This is a genomic window from Turicibacter sp. TJ11, from assembly GCF_021497505.1.
Taxonomy (GTDB): domain Bacteria; phylum Bacillota_I; class Bacilli_A; order MOL361; family Turicibacteraceae; genus Turicibacter.
On record NZ_CP069349.1, the window covers coordinates 989,258 to 1,007,014 of the forward strand.

General features: G+C 34.5%; 14 protein-coding genes and 1 pseudogene. 1 reads left to right on the top strand and 14 read right to left on the bottom strand.

Translation table 11 applies throughout. The features are described from left to right. Window positions 1-109: 109 nt before the first annotated feature. The 8 genes from sigG to murG all read right to left on the bottom strand — a co-directional run bounded on the left by sigG (window position 110) and on the right by murG (window position 8,453). Window positions 110-889: an RNA polymerase sporulation sigma factor SigG gene (gene sigG / locus JRC48_RS04640; protein ID WP_235070694.1), complete on the bottom strand. Its 780-nt coding sequence runs from the start codon at window positions 887-889 to the stop codon at window positions 110-112. Between the two features lie 105 nt (window positions 890-994). Continuing rightward, window positions 995-1,705, bottom strand: coding sequence for an RNA polymerase sporulation sigma factor SigE (sigE, locus tag JRC48_RS04645; protein WP_255703627.1), 711 nt, complete (start codon window positions 1,703-1,705; stop codon window positions 995-997). A 27-nt stretch (window positions 1,706-1,732) separates the two neighbouring features. Beyond that, window positions 1,733-2,506 (bottom strand): sigma-E processing peptidase SpoIIGA, encoded by a 774-nt coding sequence (locus JRC48_RS04650; protein WP_235070695.1) that lies wholly within the window; start codon window positions 2,504-2,506, stop codon window positions 1,733-1,735. Between the two features lie 460 nt (window positions 2,507-2,966). Next, window positions 2,967-4,121, bottom strand: coding sequence for a cell division protein FtsZ (gene ftsZ, locus JRC48_RS04655; protein ID WP_235070696.1), 1,155 nt, complete (start codon window positions 4,119-4,121; stop codon window positions 2,967-2,969). Window positions 4,122-4,150: 29 nt separating this feature from the next. Beyond that, window positions 4,151-5,473 (bottom strand): cell division protein FtsA, encoded by a 1,323-nt coding sequence (ftsA, locus tag JRC48_RS04660; RefSeq protein ID WP_235070697.1) that lies wholly within the window; start codon window positions 5,471-5,473, stop codon window positions 4,151-4,153. Between the two features lie 128 nt (window positions 5,474-5,601). Further along, window positions 5,602-6,429, bottom strand: coding sequence for a cell division protein FtsQ/DivIB (locus JRC48_RS04665; protein WP_235070698.1), 828 nt, complete (start codon window positions 6,427-6,429; stop codon window positions 5,602-5,604). Between the two features lie 11 nt (window positions 6,430-6,440). Continuing rightward, complete coding sequence (gene murB / locus JRC48_RS04670) at window positions 6,441-7,349, bottom strand: UDP-N-acetylmuramate dehydrogenase (RefSeq protein ID WP_235070699.1); 909 nt, start codon at window positions 7,347-7,349, stop codon at window positions 6,441-6,443. 9 nt (window positions 7,350-7,358) lie between these two features. After that, window positions 7,359-8,453, bottom strand: coding sequence for an undecaprenyldiphospho-muramoylpentapeptide beta-N-acetylglucosaminyltransferase (gene murG / locus JRC48_RS04675; RefSeq protein WP_235070700.1), 1,095 nt, complete (start codon window positions 8,451-8,453; stop codon window positions 7,359-7,361). 255 nt (window positions 8,454-8,708) lie between these two features. Between murG and spoVE the strand changes: the two genes are divergently transcribed. After that, the gene (gene spoVE, locus JRC48_RS04680; protein ID WP_235070701.1) at window positions 8,709-9,806 is read left to right on the top strand and encodes a stage V sporulation protein E; all 1,098 of its coding nucleotides are present in this window, start codon (window positions 8,709-8,711) and stop codon (window positions 9,804-9,806) included. A 327-nt stretch (window positions 9,807-10,133) separates the two neighbouring features. On the opposite strand, the gene JRC48_RS04685 is transcribed toward spoVE, so the two are convergent. The 6 genes and pseudogenes from JRC48_RS04685 to JRC48_RS04710 all read right to left on the bottom strand — a co-directional run bounded on the left by JRC48_RS04685 (window position 10,134) and on the right by JRC48_RS04710 (window position 17,684). After that, window positions 10,134-10,547 (bottom strand): hypothetical protein, encoded by a 414-nt coding sequence (locus JRC48_RS04685; RefSeq protein WP_235070702.1) that lies wholly within the window; start codon window positions 10,545-10,547, stop codon window positions 10,134-10,136. A gap of 76 nt (window positions 10,548-10,623) precedes the next feature. Next, window positions 10,624-11,661, bottom strand: a pseudogene (locus JRC48_RS04690) (IS1595 family transposase). 276 nt (window positions 11,662-11,937) lie between these two features. Continuing rightward, window positions 11,938-13,296 (bottom strand): UDP-N-acetylmuramoyl-L-alanine--D-glutamate ligase, encoded by a 1,359-nt coding sequence (gene murD / locus JRC48_RS04695; protein ID WP_235070703.1) that lies wholly within the window; start codon window positions 13,294-13,296, stop codon window positions 11,938-11,940. 36 nt (window positions 13,297-13,332) lie between these two features. Beyond that, window positions 13,333-14,301 (bottom strand): phospho-N-acetylmuramoyl-pentapeptide-transferase, encoded by a 969-nt coding sequence (gene mraY, locus JRC48_RS04700; protein WP_235070704.1) that lies wholly within the window; start codon window positions 14,299-14,301, stop codon window positions 13,333-13,335. A 2-nt stretch (window positions 14,302-14,303) separates the two neighbouring features. Next, a complete protein-coding gene (locus tag JRC48_RS04705) occupies window positions 14,304-15,755 on the bottom strand; it encodes a UDP-N-acetylmuramoyl-L-alanyl-D-glutamate--2,6-diaminopimelate ligase (protein ID WP_235070705.1) in 1,452 nt (483 codons plus the stop codon). 21 nt (window positions 15,756-15,776) lie between these two features. Further along, complete coding sequence (locus JRC48_RS04710; RefSeq protein WP_235070706.1) at window positions 15,777-17,684, bottom strand: stage V sporulation protein D; 1,908 nt, start codon at window positions 17,682-17,684, stop codon at window positions 15,777-15,779. Window positions 17,685-17,757 lie beyond the last annotated feature (73 nt).

Genomic DNA, 17,757 nt, shown 5'->3' on the forward strand with positions numbered 1-17,757 from the left:
CTCTTTGTAGTTTATTTTATGTATCTCCTAGACTAAATATGTAATATTCAAATTTAGTTTATTGGTTTAAAAAAAGGGCCACTTCTATAAAGTGACTCTTTTTCATGTTTTAACTTTTCATCATTTCTTCCATGACTTGTAATGCATTTTTTTCTAATCTTGAGACTTGTGCCTGAGAAATTCCAATTTCAGCTGCAATTTCCATCTGAGTTTTTCCCATAAAATAGCGATCGTGAATAATACGCTTTTCACGTTTCCCTAGTCGCTTAAATCCTTCTTCAAGCATGAGTTTAATACCCCATTTTTCATCCGTGATGCTGTCATCTCCAATTTGATCAATGAGATGAATAGTATCACCACCGTCATTGTAAATAGGAGAATAGATTGAAATCGGATCAGAAATCGCTTCTACCGATAAGACGACATCAATCGGTTCAACCCCGATAGCAGCTGCAATTTCTTCATTTGTTGGGTCACGTTGCAACTGAACCGATAATTGATCTTTCATTTGAAGCACTTTATAGGCAGTGTCTCTTAAAGAACGAGAGACACGTAGTGAGTTGTTGTCACGTAAATAACGTCTAATTTCACCAATAATCATTGGCACAGCATACGTCGAAAATTTTACCTCATGTGATAAATCAAAGTGATCAATAGCTTTCATTAATCCTAAACACCCAACTTGGAATAAATCATCCAAATTTTCTCCACGATGATTAAATTTTTTAATGATACTTAATACTAGCCTTAAATTCCCTTTAATGAGTTTTTCGCGAGCCTCTATATCACCACTTTGAAATTTTTTGAATAAATCAACCATTTCCGTATTTGTTAATACCTCTAACTTTGATGTATCTACACCGACAATATCAACTTTATGTTTCGACATGATGGCCCTCCTGTTGCATAACTTTGTTTCTACCCAAGAGTATGAGCAACATCACGTCATATCATTCATGATTTGTCAGTTTATCATTTTCTATTTTTCGACACACTATTTAGTTTTTAGAACTTCTTTTCGAATTTTATCAATAATTTTTTTCTCTAATCTAGAAATATAAGATTGTGAAATATCAAGTTTTTGTGCTACTTCTTTTTGTGTTAATGGATCTTCGCCACATAATCCAAAACGCATATACATAATCTCACGTTCTCGTCGTTTTAGACGATTAATCGCATCAAAGACAAGTTGACGCTCTACATCTTCCTCAATGTCTTTATAGACCTCATTTTCTTCTGTTCCTAGTATATCTGAGAGTAATAATTCATTCCCATCCCAATCGACATTTAATGGTTCGTCTAGTGACACCTCATGTCTAATTCGATTTGTTTTTCTTAAATGCATTAAAATTTCATTTTCTATACATCTTGAAGCATAAGTTGCCAGTTTAATGTTCTTATCCATTTTAAAGGTTTGTACCCCTTTGATTAAACCTAACGTTCCGATACTAATTAAATCTTCTAAGTTGACACCTGAACTCTCAAACTTTTTGGCAATGTAAACGACTAGTCGTAAGTTATGCTCAATTAATATTTGTCGTGCTAACTCATCTCCTTCTTGGAAATTTGTTAAAATTCTAAATTCTTCTTCCTTTGATAACGGTTCTGGTAAAGTTTCATTTCCCCGAATGTAGTTAACATACTTTTTCTTTCTTTTGAAAAACTTTTCGAATAAATTAATAATAAACATCATGAATGACTGCATTCTATTTCCCCCTTGACTCCCTATCACTTATATACTTCTAACGATACTCGGTTGTAACAAAAAGTCATAATCATGAAATGAATTTTCTACGACCCCAACGAGTACGTTTCGAACAACTTTTCCATTAACTAATAATAAGGTTGGTTTAAAAACAAGCAACTGTTGTGGTTGACTATTAATGACAGAGTAGCTTGTTTGCCAACATGATAATCGATACTTTTTTAAAAATAATTCAATTGATTGGTTTGAAATCATCTCTTTTGGGACCATCATAATAGGTAACTGTGTTTTTTCATCAAGTAAATGATTTCCCGTATCTACGAAACCACTTCCTTTTATTTCGTAAGGCCCACAATAAATACGCACTTCATAGACGAATTGATTAATCAGCTGCTGATCATTTAACCAGCGAAACTTTAAGACATATGCCACTGTCACAACAAACGCTAAAGCGGCTAACGTACAAATATATGGAATAATCGTTAAATCAAATTTAATAAAATGACTAATAGTATAGATTCCCCCACTTAAAAGTAAGCTCAAACAATAAAAATATAAAACTTTAGTCATGAAATGCTTGATATGCTGTTTGGGAAAGACAAGAATTAACATAACAAACGGTACTAATCCAACTAACATTGTAAAATCCATTATAAACAGAAGTGTACTTAGACCTAAACTACTTAATAAGCCTAAGCTGACTCGAGAGAGCTTTAATTTTTCATCGGTTAAAATAGCTACACCATTTAAAATAAGATAATCATAGACCAAATTTTGAATGATGAACAGATCAAGATACATAAACCCCCTCCTTCTTCTAACGATTATTACTTCTATATTTTATATAAAGTTTAGTGTAAAATCTGTCAATTCTTTGTTGTGTACCTAGATTATTTAGTGAAACACTTCCCTTATTTTGTAAAATTTTTCCTATAATCAAGATAAAACTAATTATAATGATTTTTAAAGTTGAAAAATTTTTCATTTCATTCTTAATCGTCTGTTAAAATTTCCCCTTTCATCTTACTAAACAAAAAATAGATACATGAGGCGAGAAGATTATTTTTCATCAATTTAGTCTTTATCTCATCATATATTAAGATAGACATTCATAAATTTAACTGATAACTTGTTCGATCTTTGAGTGCAATAAAACAACATGATGTCTTCATTTTAATTTTTGAATCATTAGAAAATCGTCTAATTAGTCTTTCTTTTAGAATTTTGAGCATAAAAAAAAAGAGAGATTTTCTCTCTCTTATTATTTATAACGATTCATTAACCAGTTTGGAATCATCTCAACACTATCGCCACCGAATGGTTGACGTTTAGGTTGAGCTGGTTTTGATTGTTGCTGTTGTTCAGTTGTTTGTGTTTCTTGCTCTGGTTGAGCTGGTTGAACTTTTTTATTACGGTTATCTCCGATTAACATTTCAACTGGCTTAGCTGTTGCATTTGTTTCATCGAATCCAGTCGCGATCACTGTTACGATTAAATCTTCACCTAAATCTGGGTTAATCGTTGCACCGTAAATAATGTTAATTTCTGTAGTTGATGCATCACGAATTGTACGTAAAGCTTCATCAACTTCGAATAAGGCAATATCCATTCCACCTGAAATATTAATGATTGCATCTGTTGCTCCATCAATATCGTTTTCTAATAATGGACTGGCGATTGCTTTTTTAGCCGCTTCTGTTGCACGGTTTTCACCACTTCCAAGACCGATTCCCATAATCGCTGAACCTTTGTTATGCATAACTGTTTTTACATCAGCAAAGTCAAGGTTGATTAATCCTGGTACAGCGATAATTTCTGAAATCCCTTGTACCCCTTGGCGTAAGACATTATCTGCCTCACGGAATGCCTCTAACATTGGTGTTGTACGATCAACAATTTGTAATAAGCGGTCATTTGGTACTGAAATTAATGTATCCACGTTTGCTTTTAATTCAGCAATTCCTCGTAAAGCGAAATCTGTACGACGTTTTCCTTCAAATGTGAATGGACGTGTAATGATTCCGACTGTTAATGCACCACTTTCTTTAGCAGCTTTTGCAATAACTGGAGCAGCACCTGTTCCAGTTCCTCCACCCATTCCACATGTGATGAAGACCATGTCTGCACCTTTTACTAATTCTTTAATTTCGCTTAAGTTTTCTTCAGCTGCATGCTGACCTACCTCAGGATTTCCACCTGCACCTAAACCACGAGTTAAATCGCGCCCAATTTGAAACTTGCGATCAGCAATGGCAAGGTTTAAAGCTTGTGCATCTGTATTAACAACCACAAATTCTACACCTTGTACATCATTTTCAATCATACGGTTAACGGCGTTACTACCACCACCACCGACACCAATTACAATAATTCTTGGGGCATACGTAAACTCATTTCCAAATCCGAAACCTTCCATCCCTGAAACCTCCTCTTACTTCTTTTGTTCTATTCTACTTTTTCATCAAATATCATATCGAATATACGTAATAGTACACCACTGTTCTCTAACTTATGATCCATAAAAGACTTCTCTCGCCCTTTGTCTATAACTGGAGTGTTTAAAGACACAGTAGGCAACTCATTCGAAAATGTATCTGGTGTGACATTAGCATATTGGTCAAAATCAATTATATTACTTTTTTGTCCGATCAACAACGACATTTCATGATTAAATGTTGCCATCCCAATTAATTTTACATATTTAGCTTGTCTTGCTCCAAGCATTGATGGCGTAACAACGGTTACCTCCTGCGTGAAAATCGTTTTTGCTAACCATGTAAAGCCTTCTATCTCACTAGCACCACCTGTAAATACGTAATCCATTTGATCATGTTTATAGCAATTTTCAATTAAATACTGTTTAATCAACTTAAAAATTGCTTCGTAACGCGATGTGATTATGTCGGTTAACATTTGTCTTGTAATGCAGACAAACTGCCCATCTCCCTCATCTGCATAGATAATCTCAGGTGCCGTTGATTCATGATAAAGTTGACCAAAGTTTAACTTTATCATTTCTGCTGTTGCTTCATCCACTTTAAATGCTTCACTAATCGCTTGTGTTACATCTTGACCACCTGTTGATAATGAAACAGAAGAGACTACTTTACCTGAATGAACCACGGTAATCGTTGTCATGCCTTTCCCAATATTGACATGACACGCTCCTTTTTTCAATTGTTCAGGCGATAAAGCATACAAGGCCTCTGCTACACTTCCTAAAACAATATCAACAATTCTAAATCCCGCTAATTCCGCTACGTTAATTAAATTATAAACGAGCGACGATGACGCCGTTGCTTTTTGGGCATGCAACGTCAATTCATTTCCTAGGATGCCTAGCGGATTTTGAATCGCATGATTATCATCTACAACAAACGCTCGCGGTATAATATTAATGGCAACTTGATCATGATATGTTGGCTGATTAATAATATCACGGAACAACTGTTTAATGTTAGCATGACTAATGGGTTGATTAGGATCAAGGTCCAATGTGTTAGTCACATTATCAATGCGACATTCTATGCTCGGAATAGCTAATAAGACATTTTGAATGTCCTGCTTTAAATCAGCCTCCACATTAGCTTTTAGTTGCTTTAGCTTTTCTACAATTTGATTTACATTTACGACATTTCCATTTTCAATCCCAGTCGCTACAATGGATTGTTGTGATAATACGTACAAACGTTCTTGCCTAATATTACACACCATTATCCTAGCTTCTGCACAACCTATTTCTAAACAAGCATAAATATTATTTTTCACCTCAAACCACTCCACTAACATATGGTACTATTACCACAATATCATAATTTATTTTACTATATTTTTGCCACAATGAAAAGACTATTTCCAAAATATCAGACGCATTATACACATTATTTATCCACAGCCTATTCCTCTGAGTGCTCTTCCATCATTTCTTGGCTTAATGATACACTTTCTTCGTTGGTATAAGGTTCGAAATGATCCCCCACATCTAAATGATACGTCCCCTTTACACCTTCATATAACTTTGAGACTTGATCAACCATTGTTTGATAATAATTTAACTTATTGACCATACTATAGCTATTAACCTTAATGGTATTTCCATCTTTTAAAAAGAGTGAAAAGCGATTAACATCCCCATACATCGGTTCATAACTAATCTCTTTAATGAGATTCACGAAAATAGGATCTAGTTTAGTTACGGATTGAATGAACAAAGTCAAAATTGAGTTTTTTAGTGCTTCATTTGTTAGTCCATAAATAACCGTTCCTTGACAAGTCACCTTAACTGATTGATTGTCCTCCACAAGTTGACCATCACTCAACACATAACGAAATCCACCGTCTAGTTCTACACAGCCGATCACGTCTTTTTCTTGAACTTCAATGAATAGTTGATTAAACCCTTTTTTCTTAACTGTGGCGTCAATAATTAAGGGATGCTTTAACACATTTTCTTCGATTTGTTGGCTATCTAACGTCAGAAACCGATCTTGATAGCTTAATCCCGTTAACTTCATTAATTCTGAACGTGACACGTAGTTTAATCCATCAAAATAAATCATGGATAATTTACTCATTGAAGACGTAAAGTAGAAGATACTTCCGATAATAAGTATAATAAAGAGACTAAAAAAGAAGCCTTTTAACTTCTTCTTTAGTCTTTTTTTAGGCTTATTATTGTACTTGTGCCGATATTGTTCCATTTTAACAACTTTTTTTACTTCCATTGTCCCCTCACCTACCAGTTAAACATTTCAACCTCTGGGTGTAACTCAACGCCATGTTTTTCTAACACGACAGATTGAACATGCTGAATTAGATCATAGATATCTTGTGCGGTAGCATTATCTACATTCACAATAAAATTACAATGTTTGGTTGAAATCTCTGCTCCACCTATACGGAATCCTCTTAACCCAGCTTCCTCGATTAATTTCCACGAATACTGAGGTAATGGATTACGGAACGTACTTCCTGCTGATGGTAGTTTTGTTGGTTGTGATTCGATACGACGTACTTTTCTAGCTTTCATGAGTTCCGAAATTTCCTCATAATTACCAGGCTCTAATTGTAAAACAGCTTCTATAATAGTCCAATTTTTCTTACCTTGAAGCATCGATGTACGGTACGTAAACCCTAATTCTTCATTCGTTAACCATCGTACTTTTCCAGTTTCATCAGCAATTAAAGCTTTAATTAAAACATCTTTAATTTCCTTATTATAGGCACCCGCATTCATATAAACGGCCCCACCTAATGATCCTGGAACACCTGAGATAAATTCTAATCCCGATAAATTTTGTTTGGCTACATGATTACTAAGTAAGATCGTTGAAACCCCTGCTCCAACTGTTACTTGAGTATCATTAATTTCAATATGATCTAATCCTTTATCGCACTTGACAATGACACCCTCAAATGGTTGATCAGATGCTAATAAATTTGACCCTCTTCCGACGACCTTAAAGGCCAACTTATATTTATGAATTAAATCAAGGGTTTGAATTAACGATTCTTTAGAATTTGGTGTGACAAAAACTCGAGCAGGTCCTCCGACACGAAAAGATGTATGTTTAGCCATTGGCTCATTTTCTAATAATAACCCTAAATTATTCTTGGTATACTCTTCTATAAAACTTTTAAACATTTAAAACACCTACTTTTTCTCAATAATTTCATTCATCAATTTAATTAAACGTTGCGCAGCATCTGGAATACCAAGTTGCTTTGAGGTGTTTTGCATAGTTAGACGTAATTGATCGTCGTTCATAATTTTTTCTATTTCTTGATATAGACGCTCTCCTGTTAACTCTTTTTCAAGTAATAAAACGCCCCCACCATGATCCGTTAAACTACGTGCATTAAACTCCTGATGATTTGCTGTGACATACGGAGAGGGAATTAAAATGCATGGTACCCCTAGTGCCGTTACTTCTGCTAAGAAGGTTGCACCTGATCGCCCAACAAATAAATCCATGTTTACTAAGTATTGAGGCATGTTACTAATGAACGGTAAAATATGTACATTTTTAAGTTGTTCAACATGTTCAATACGGTCTTTAATTGACTCATAATGCTTATCTCCTGTGACAAAAACCACTTCGTAATCTGCTTTTTCATATGCTTTAATCATTGAGATAAATGCATCATTAATCGGTTCAGCCCCACGGCTTCCTCCACTAATCATGACTGTCTTTTTATGTGGATTTAACCCAAGACTACTTTTACCTGTTTTTAATGTTGAAGCGACTTCAGTCGCTCTAGGATTTCCTGTTAAAACAACCTTTTGTTGTGGAAAATACGAACGAGCTTCTTCAAAGCAGATCGCTACTTTATCGACATAACGAGCTAAAAATTTATTTGTCACACCTGGTAAACTATTTTGCTCATGAATAATCGTTGGAATTTTCATTTTAGCCGCACTATAAACGACAGGTCCGCAAACATATCCACCTGTCCCAATCACGACATCTGGTTGAAACTCTTTAATATATTTTTTTGAAATTGAGACCGATTTAAAAAACTTCATAATCGTTTTAACATTTTCTAATGACAATGAACGTTTAAATCCGGCAATTTCAATATGCTTAAAAGGTAACCCTTCATGAGTTACAATTTTATTTTCTAATCCGTTTTCGGTTCCTATATATAAAACTTCTAGTTGGTCATCTACTTGTTGCAATGCACGAATAACTGCAAGTGCTGGGTAAATATGACCACCTGTCCCACCACCAGTGACAAGGACGCGCATATTCTCACTCCTTATTAGACTAATCGTCTTTTTATCATTTTATATTTTAACATACTTTAAACAAAATCCGTTAGCGGAATTTAAAATTCATCTAAATAATGTCTGATTTCATCTTTTTTTCTCATTTATTCATATAAAATATTGTTATTTATGGGAATTTATAACTTTATTTTTGAATTTTATGAGATTTACTTCAATTCCTTTTGCGCACTAACATATACATTACTATATATTTTGAAGCAAAGGGGAATTCGAATGAAAAACAAATTACCTTCAATTGATTTTATGACCCTACTACTCGCTTTAAGTATTAGTACCATCGGCTTAATCTTTGTTCTCTCCTCTTCCTATATTTGGGCAGAATATAAATTTGACGATGCCTTTTACTTTTTCAAACGTCAGCTATTGTTTGCGTCTACTGGTGTAGTAGGGATGATCGCCGTCTCACGTATCGATTATCAAATTTATAAAAAGTATGCGACTCCATTTTTCTTAATTAGTTTAGTCTTGTTAATTCTTGTCTTAGTGCCTGGAATCGGTCTTGTTCGCGGGGGCGCAAGAAGTTGGATTGGAATTGGTGCTTTTTCTCTTCAACCATCAGAATTTATGAAACTTGGACTAATCATCTTCTTAGCCAAATACATGAGTAACTATGTCGAAGAAGCGAAAACATTTAAAAAAGGTGTGCTTCCTCTTCTTTTCTTTATTTTACTCGTCTTTGGTGTCATTATGTTACAGCCAGACTTCGGAAGCGGGATGGTTCTTGTAGCAACTGGATTTGTGATGCTATTTATTTGTGGTGTTCCAATTCGCTACTTCATGTACTTTATTCTATCTGGGGTTGCTGGTATTGTTGCTCTTATTATTTCCGCTCCTTACCGATTACAACGAATTACAGCTTACTTAGATCCTTGGAGTGATCCCATCGGATCAGGATTTCAAATTATCCAATCCCTCTATGCTATTGCACCGGGTGGATTGTTCGGCGCTGGATTAGGTAATAGTGTTCAAAAATACTTTTACTTACCAGAACCTCAAACAGACTTTATTTTTGCTATTTTATCTGAAGAGCTAGGATTTATAGGATCAATTGGTACACTTATCCTATTTATTTTATTTTTTACCCGATGTGCTTATATTATCCTTAAAACAGACGATCTTTTTGGAAAATATATTGTCGTCGGGATTATGTCCATGCTCATGATTCAGGTCATGATTAATATTGGTGTTGTTATTGGGCTTCTACCTGTTACAGGAATTACTTTACCTCTAATGAGTTATGGTGGATCGTCACTAACAATCACCTTAATATCTATTGGAATTATCTTAAATATTAGTCGCTATATGAAGTAAGTGTTTCACTTACTTCTTTAAATGCCTATTTTACTAACCACTACTAATGTATTCTACTTTGATTAAAATGTCCTTATTTTGATTCATCTTTTAAAAAAACATCTTTTTTATAAAAGATGTTTTTTTATTTATCTTTAGGATGTGTTTTAAATAGGCTGTGTTTTAACAAAATGTTGAAATTAGATAAGTTTTGAATAATAAAAAAATAAAGAGTTATATGAATAATCAAATACAACTCTTTATTTAGTTCGCATTATATTAAATTTGCGTATTTTAAGACTAAGCTTAAAAACATTATCGGAAAACATTCACTATGTTCTGGAAATGTTATCGCACAATTTCCTCATGATGCCTTTTCATAATAAATATATTAATATCCTCATAGTATCGGATAACTTTTTCGCCTAATTGTTGAGTCTCGATTACTATGTATTGGTCTTGTCTAATTTCTTTGCTGTATCCAATATTTCCCCAAATAAATGCAAAAACTAAAACACATGGTATAAAAATACCTCCAAGCCATACATTTAGATAGCTAAAAGTTATGATTAAAATTAATCCTATCATTAAAACCCATGCTACTAAATAAGTAACATCCAACCAAGAATGAAAAACATAACCATATCCAAGTCTTTCTTTAACTACGCTACCTCCAATTACAATTACGGTACTAAATAAAAATAGCACCATCAATACTTTAAAATATATCTTTTTTACTATATTATTATTTTTTTTATCCATGTATACCCCCCTATCCAGAAATAGTATACGATAATAACTATGAAATAACAATTAACAATATTCTTAACTTTTTAATCTAAACAAACACAGGTTTCCTTGAAAGAATTTCTTCGATTAAAGTCCCTGCATATGTCGCTTGTGATTGAATATAAGCTTTCTGAATTTTTAGAAGTTCTTTTTCATCTTTAAAAAGTTCAATCCATTTGAACCACATTAAATAACTATTTAAATGCTTAGTTGAAACGCCTCTAAATTTTTGTAAGAAAGATTTGAAGTTACTATGAAATGCATTGATATGTTGGATATGATAAATACCTTTCATATGCTTTCCTGATGGAATCGCCTTATGCTCTAAATCTAATTGAGTCGCCAATTTACCATAGCCATGAGCACTATCGGTACACAAAATAGAATGAGGGGCGATACGCCCTTCAAAGAAACGTTTTAGGTTATCATATTTCGCTCGTCCCGTTCCTATCATACCAATTAAAATATTGCCTGTTCTATCTAATGCCGTTCCAATACAAACTTGTTCACTTGATAATCCACGCTTGCCAACAGATTCTCCGCCACGTTTACGAGCTGGACGTGGCATTGTAAATCATTTACTTTTAGAATGGTTTCCTTTATAGCTATAACGAAGATAACATTCGTCTGCTTCAACCAATCCATCCACTTCTCCTGTTCCCATGAATGAACTAAGAGCATCTAAAATTTTATGTCGCCAAAAGAAGGCTGTGGCGAGGTTAATATTACATTCCCATGCACAACGACGTAAGCTATATCCCTTAATCACACATTCAATATAATCAATCCATACTTTTGTTTCTTTCTTTGAATAAGCGGTTGGCGTTTGAGTTTGTTGGCTAAATGATTTTCCACAGTTACGACAGAGATAACGTTGATTTCCTTTTACTTTACCATTCTTTACGATATGGTCGTCATGACAAAAAGGGCATTTATATTGCCCTGATGAATACCTGGTTTCTTGAATCTCAGTTTTGAGTTTAGATAAATCAGATTTAAAAATTCCTTTCTCAACTTCAACTAAGATTTCTGGTAAATCAATGGATGCTACTCGCTTTAAAAGTGCTAAAATAACTGCTTTTGGCATAGATAAAACTCCTCAAACATATGTTCTAATAACATTATAATGGATAATTTAGGGGTTAGTTATGCAAATTTTGTATGAAATATCGACGCTTTTCTAAAACACAGCGTTTAAATAAAGGTTGATGACTAAGAGCATTGATTGTACCAATTTTAACAGATGAATCGTTTAACGACATTAACATGACATTCGTGATTTTAGTTAAATATCAACACGCTTCTAAAACAGAGCCTATCTTTAAGAATTGAAAAAAGCTTGATGGAATTCCATCAAGCCTTTTTAGTGATTAAGTTTTAACTGCTCAACTAATTCGATGAAACGATCGCCACGAATTTCAAAGTTTGGATATTGATCCCAGCTTGCACAAGCAGGTGATAATAAGACGACATCACCAGAGTTTGAGTGTGCAGCTGCCTCAGCAACCGCCTGATCGAGATGTTCAACGACTACACAAGGCATTGAATATTCATCTGCTAACGCTTTGAATCGATGCTTTGTCTCACCAAATGAGATCATCATTTTTATTTTAGGAAAATATTTAACTAAGCCCGTTAAATCATGCTGACGATCTAATCCTCCAGCTAATAAAATGACGGATTGATCAAATGCTTTTAAGGCTGTTTGTGTTGCAATAACATTCGTCGCTTTTGAGTTGTTATAGTACTTAACACCTGCTACTTCATCAACATACTGTAGTCGATGTTTGACGCCAACAAATCGCATTAAGACACGTTTAATCGCCTCTGTTTCGCAGCCGTATAGTTTGCTGACTGCAACGGCACCTAAAACATCTTGTAAATTATGATCTCCTTTTAACAAAATCGAATCGACATCTATAATTTTTTCATCTTTAAAATAAACCCATCCATCTAAAAGATAAGCACCGTCTACTACTTTTGATAAAGAGAACGGGATACACGTTGCATTGGTGCGTGATAATCCATTAACGATCACTTCATCATCCATGTTATAAACACAAAATTGATCCGCTTGCTGATTTGAAATCAGATTTAATTTCGCTTGTTGGTACTCGTTAAGATCTGTATGATAATCTAAATGTGCTTCCGTAATATTAAGCAATAAAGAAATTTTTGGACTAAACGTATCAATTCCCATTAACTGAAATGAAGAAAGCTCAGTGACTAACACTTGATCAGCTGTCGCTTGTTGAGCCACTAAAGACGCTACCTCTCCGATATTTCCTGCAATTAATGGATTTAAGTTTGATTCCTTTAACATCTCATAAATTAAAGTCGTTGTTGTTGTTTTTCCATTTGAAGCAGTAATCCCAATAAAAGGTGCCTCACAAATATCATAAGCAAGTTGTACTTCTGTCAAAATTGGAATTTGACGTCTAATGGCTTCCATTAATAATGGAACTTTTCGATAAGGAATTCCTGGATTTTTCACAATCAAATCAAATCCACGATCGAGTAACTCAACAGGATGTGAACCTGCAATGACTTCAAATCCTTCTGCTAACATTTCTTCAGCATCTGAATTTCCATCTAACGAATTCCCATCGTTAATGACAACCTCGGCGTTTAATTGACATAAAAGTCGTGCAGCTGCTTTTCCACTTTTAGCTAAACCTAAAACTAATACCTTTTTGTTTTCATATCTAATTGACTTTTTCATAAAAATCTTCCTTTAATAAAAGTTTAAATGACTTTTTTAAATAGCAATCAGTAATCCAATCACTCCACAAACTAAGGCAACCGCCCATAAGAAGGTTACAACCTTCCACTCACTCCAACCACATAATTCAAAATGATGATGAATAGGTGCCATTTTGAAAATACGTTTTTGAGTTCGTTTATAGTAAGCGACTTGAATGATAACTGATAATGTTTCAATAACATAAACTAATCCAACAATCACAAGTAATAATTCTTGCTTTAATAAAATCGAAACAGCTGCTATAGAGGCTCCTAACGCTAAAGAACCTGTATCACCCATAAATACTTTTGCCGGATTTAAGTTGAATACTAAGAAGCCAAATAAAGCTCCCACAACAGCAAAACAGAATAATGCAATTCCGATTTGTTGTTGAGCGATCGCAATCATTCCAAAAGTTCCAAACGTGATGACACTAACTCCACCACATAATCCATCTAAACCATCTGTTAAGTTAACGGCATTTGAAAAACCAACCATCCAAAATAAAATAAATAAGCCATAAACCCATGATAATTCAATGCTAAATAAGTTAAAGAAAGATAGCTCAGTTGAATAGTCACTGATTAAAAACAAATAGAAAAAGACTGCTGCTAAGACAAGTTGTGCTAACATTTTTTGTTTGGGTTTTAATCCTTCATTATTTTTTCGAACCACAATAATGAAATCATCAATAAATCCAATCGCACCAAATCCTACAAGTGTTAATAATAACATCATTAACTCATTACTCATGGTTGCATATTGAGTAAAGAACACAGTCACTAATAAAATCACAACAATTGAAGTAATGAAGATAATACCTCCCATTGTTGGTGTTCCTGATTTTTTACGATGAGATTGTGGCCCTTCTTCACGAATCGCTTGACCAAATTTCAAGCGATGCAAAAAAGGAATGAAAAATGGTCCAATCATCGTCGAAAGAAAAAATGAAAAAATTAATACAAATAAAGTTGATTTTAACATTTCTAGATACCCCTTTTTCTAATCACTTCTTCAACGACTATTTTATCACTAAAAGGAACATTTTTACCATTAATATTTTGGGTTTTTTCATGACCTTTTCCTAAAACAACAACTAAATCATGGGGTTTCGCCTGTTTAATAGCCGCTTCAATCGCTTTTGCCCGATCGACAATGACAGTATAGTTCACACCACTTGTTCCTGATAATAAGTCATAAATAATGTTGAGAGGATCTTCATTTCGTGGATTATCACTAGTGAAAACGACATGGTCTGACAAGTTAGTCGCATGTTTCCCCATAATCTTTCGTTTTTCTTTATCACGATTTCCACCGGCACCTAAAACGGTAATCACCTCTCCATCAGCAATCACATTTAAACAAGTTAGCACTTGAAAGATAGCATCTGGATTATGAGCATAGTCAATCACCACTGTAATATCATCACTTGTTTTGATATATTCAAATCGTCCTTCAATACCCGAAACATTTTCAATGTAAGAAACGATTTCCAATAAATCATAATCCAGTGAATAAAAGTATGCCAAGACTGATAATACATTGTAAACATTATATTTTCCAAACAAAGGAATTGTCATTCGAGTAATATACTCTCCTTTAATATAAAGCGAAAACTCTGTTCGTTCTAATGCATAAACAATATCTTCAGCAAAGACATCTGCCCGTTTTTGACAGGCATAAGTTAAAATTTTACCATTGGTTGCTCCAATGAAGTCCATCGCATGATCATCATCACAATTAATAATGGCCACCTTGTCTTGATCATAATCATTTAGTTGAATAAATGGTCTCATTTTTGTAAACAGATAATCTTCAAATGTTTTATGATAATCTAAATGTTCTGGCGTAATATTTGTAAAAATTAAGTGATTAAATTGAATTTGATCGACGCGGTTTTCTTTAATTCCGTGTGATGAAACTTCCATCACGAGATAAGGAAGATTATGCTTCACGCCTTCTTGTAAGAGTTCATTTAAATCGACACTCATTGGCGTTGTATGCGTGGCTTTTATCTTTTGCCCAACCCATGAACCATTCGTCCCAATTAATCCACTATCCACGCCTAAACATTCAAAGACATGTTGAATTAAATAAGTAATCGTTGTTTTACCATTCGTTCCAATAACACCTACTAAACTAATATCTTTTGACGGTTTTCCAAAAAATTCATTTGATACAATGGCCAGTGCTTTTTTTGTATTTAACACTTGAAAGTACGGGACTTCAAGTGTTAAATCTTCTTCACCAACAACGGCAATGGCTCCTTTTTCAATCGCTTTTTCAATATATTGATGACCATCTTGGTCTTGACCTCGAATGGCAAAAAAGACACTTCCTGCCTCAACTTCACGAGAGTCGTAGGCTAAATGTGATACAGGCTTGTTTTCTCCTTTAAAAATACACCCTAACAGTTCACTCATCTCATACAAATTCATACTATCTCTCCCATCTTCAAATTAATCACCTAAATACAATCTCACGGTTCCACCTTCTATTGTACGTGAATAAGCTGCTGGTTGTTGTGAGATAACTTTTGAACCTTCCCCGTAATACTCAATGTTATAAAGATACGATGATTCAATTTCTTTTCTTTCTTTCCCAACAAAATCAGCAACAGTCACATATTTTGTATCCGTCCATAAATAGTTCTTCTCAATTTGTTCCTCACTTGGTTCTACCCCTATATAAGGTAAGGCTTCAGCTAAGATTGATCTTGCAATCGGTGCCGCAACAACCCCACCGTATTGAATTGTATTTTTCGGGTTATCGATCGCTACATAAACGACTAATTGTGGATCATCCATCGGTGCAATTCCAACAAATGATAGAATATACTCCCCACTAATATAAGCCCCATCTTTTGCTTTTTGTGCCGTTCCGGTTTTTCCTCCTACTCGATAACCATCAATATAAGCACCTTTCCCGCTTCCTTGTGCTCCAACCATCTCTAACGCATAGCGCATCGTTTCAGACGTTTCTTCAGAGATGACGCGTCGCTTCACACTTGGTTCACGTTCATATAAAATTTCATTCGTGTATGGATGAATCATTCGTTTCACAATATACGGTTGCATTAAGTTTCCACCATTAACCGCTGCACTCACCGCCGTTACTAATTGGATTGGGGTCACTGAGTTTCCTTGCCCAAATGAAGAAGTGGCTAACTCAACATTTCCAATGTTGTCTGGATTAAAAATAATTCCTTGTGATTCTCCAAGCATATCGACACCTGTTTTTTCATTAAATCCATACGCTCTAATATATTCAAACAACTTCTCTTTTCCTAATCGTTGACCGAGTTCAATAAAACCTGGGTTACATGAATTCATAATAACTTCAAGCATTGATTGATCACCATGTCCCCCTGCTTTCCAGTCACGAATTCGTACGCCATCAACGATCGCATATCCAGGATCCATAAAACGATCCTCTAGTTTCATCACGCCTTCTTCTAAAGCAGCAGAGAACGTAACAATTTTAAACGTTGATCCTGGTTCGTATGTCGACCAAATGGGTAAGTTTCGATTATAAATTTCTTGATCATAGTCTTGATAGTTTTCTGGTTCGTAGGTTGGACGTGAAGACATCGCTAAAATTTCTCCTGTATTTGGATCCATGATAAGACCAATCATTTGATCAGGGCTATATTTTGCAACGGCATTATCAAATTCTCGCTCAAGAATCTCTTGTAAATGAAGATCAATCGTCAACTCGATATCTAATCCACGCGAAGAAAGAGAATAATCATCAGAAAAATGCGGCAATGAATTTCCTTTATTATCTGAAAAGTATTTCCAAACTCCATTCTCTCCCATTAAATAATCGTTATACACATACTCAAGACCTGTAATCCCTTGATTATCGATTCCGGTAAATCCAAGCGTATGAGCTAATAAACTTCCATACGGATAACTTCGCTTCACATCATTCACTAAATAAACACCATCTAAGTTAGCTTCTTGAATGGCCTGAACTTGTTCTAACGACAGTTTTCGCCCCTCTGGCTGAATTCGTTCAATTGAAACTTTTCGTGTGACGTGTCTATTAGCTTCTTCTACACTCACCTCTAAAACGTCGGCTAATACTTCAGAAGTTCTTTCAACATCCGTTACCTGTCTTGGAATGACAATGACTGAGGGAGCGATCTCATTATCAACAATCGCTTCATGATTTCGGTCATAAATAATTCCACGTTGTCCTTCAATCGGTAAATTACGTGACCATAATCCCTCAGCTCGATCGACTAATGTTTTAGAATCAAAGATTTGTAGATATCCAAGACGTATAAAAAGTGCAACAAAATAAATTAAAACAATTGAAAGTAGTATCACTAGTCTTCGCTGTATAACTCCTGACTGTTTCATTTCTTATCCCCCTTATTCGATGAATTGAGATTCGTTTATTATTTCTTTTCATATCCATAGTAAATATATGAGT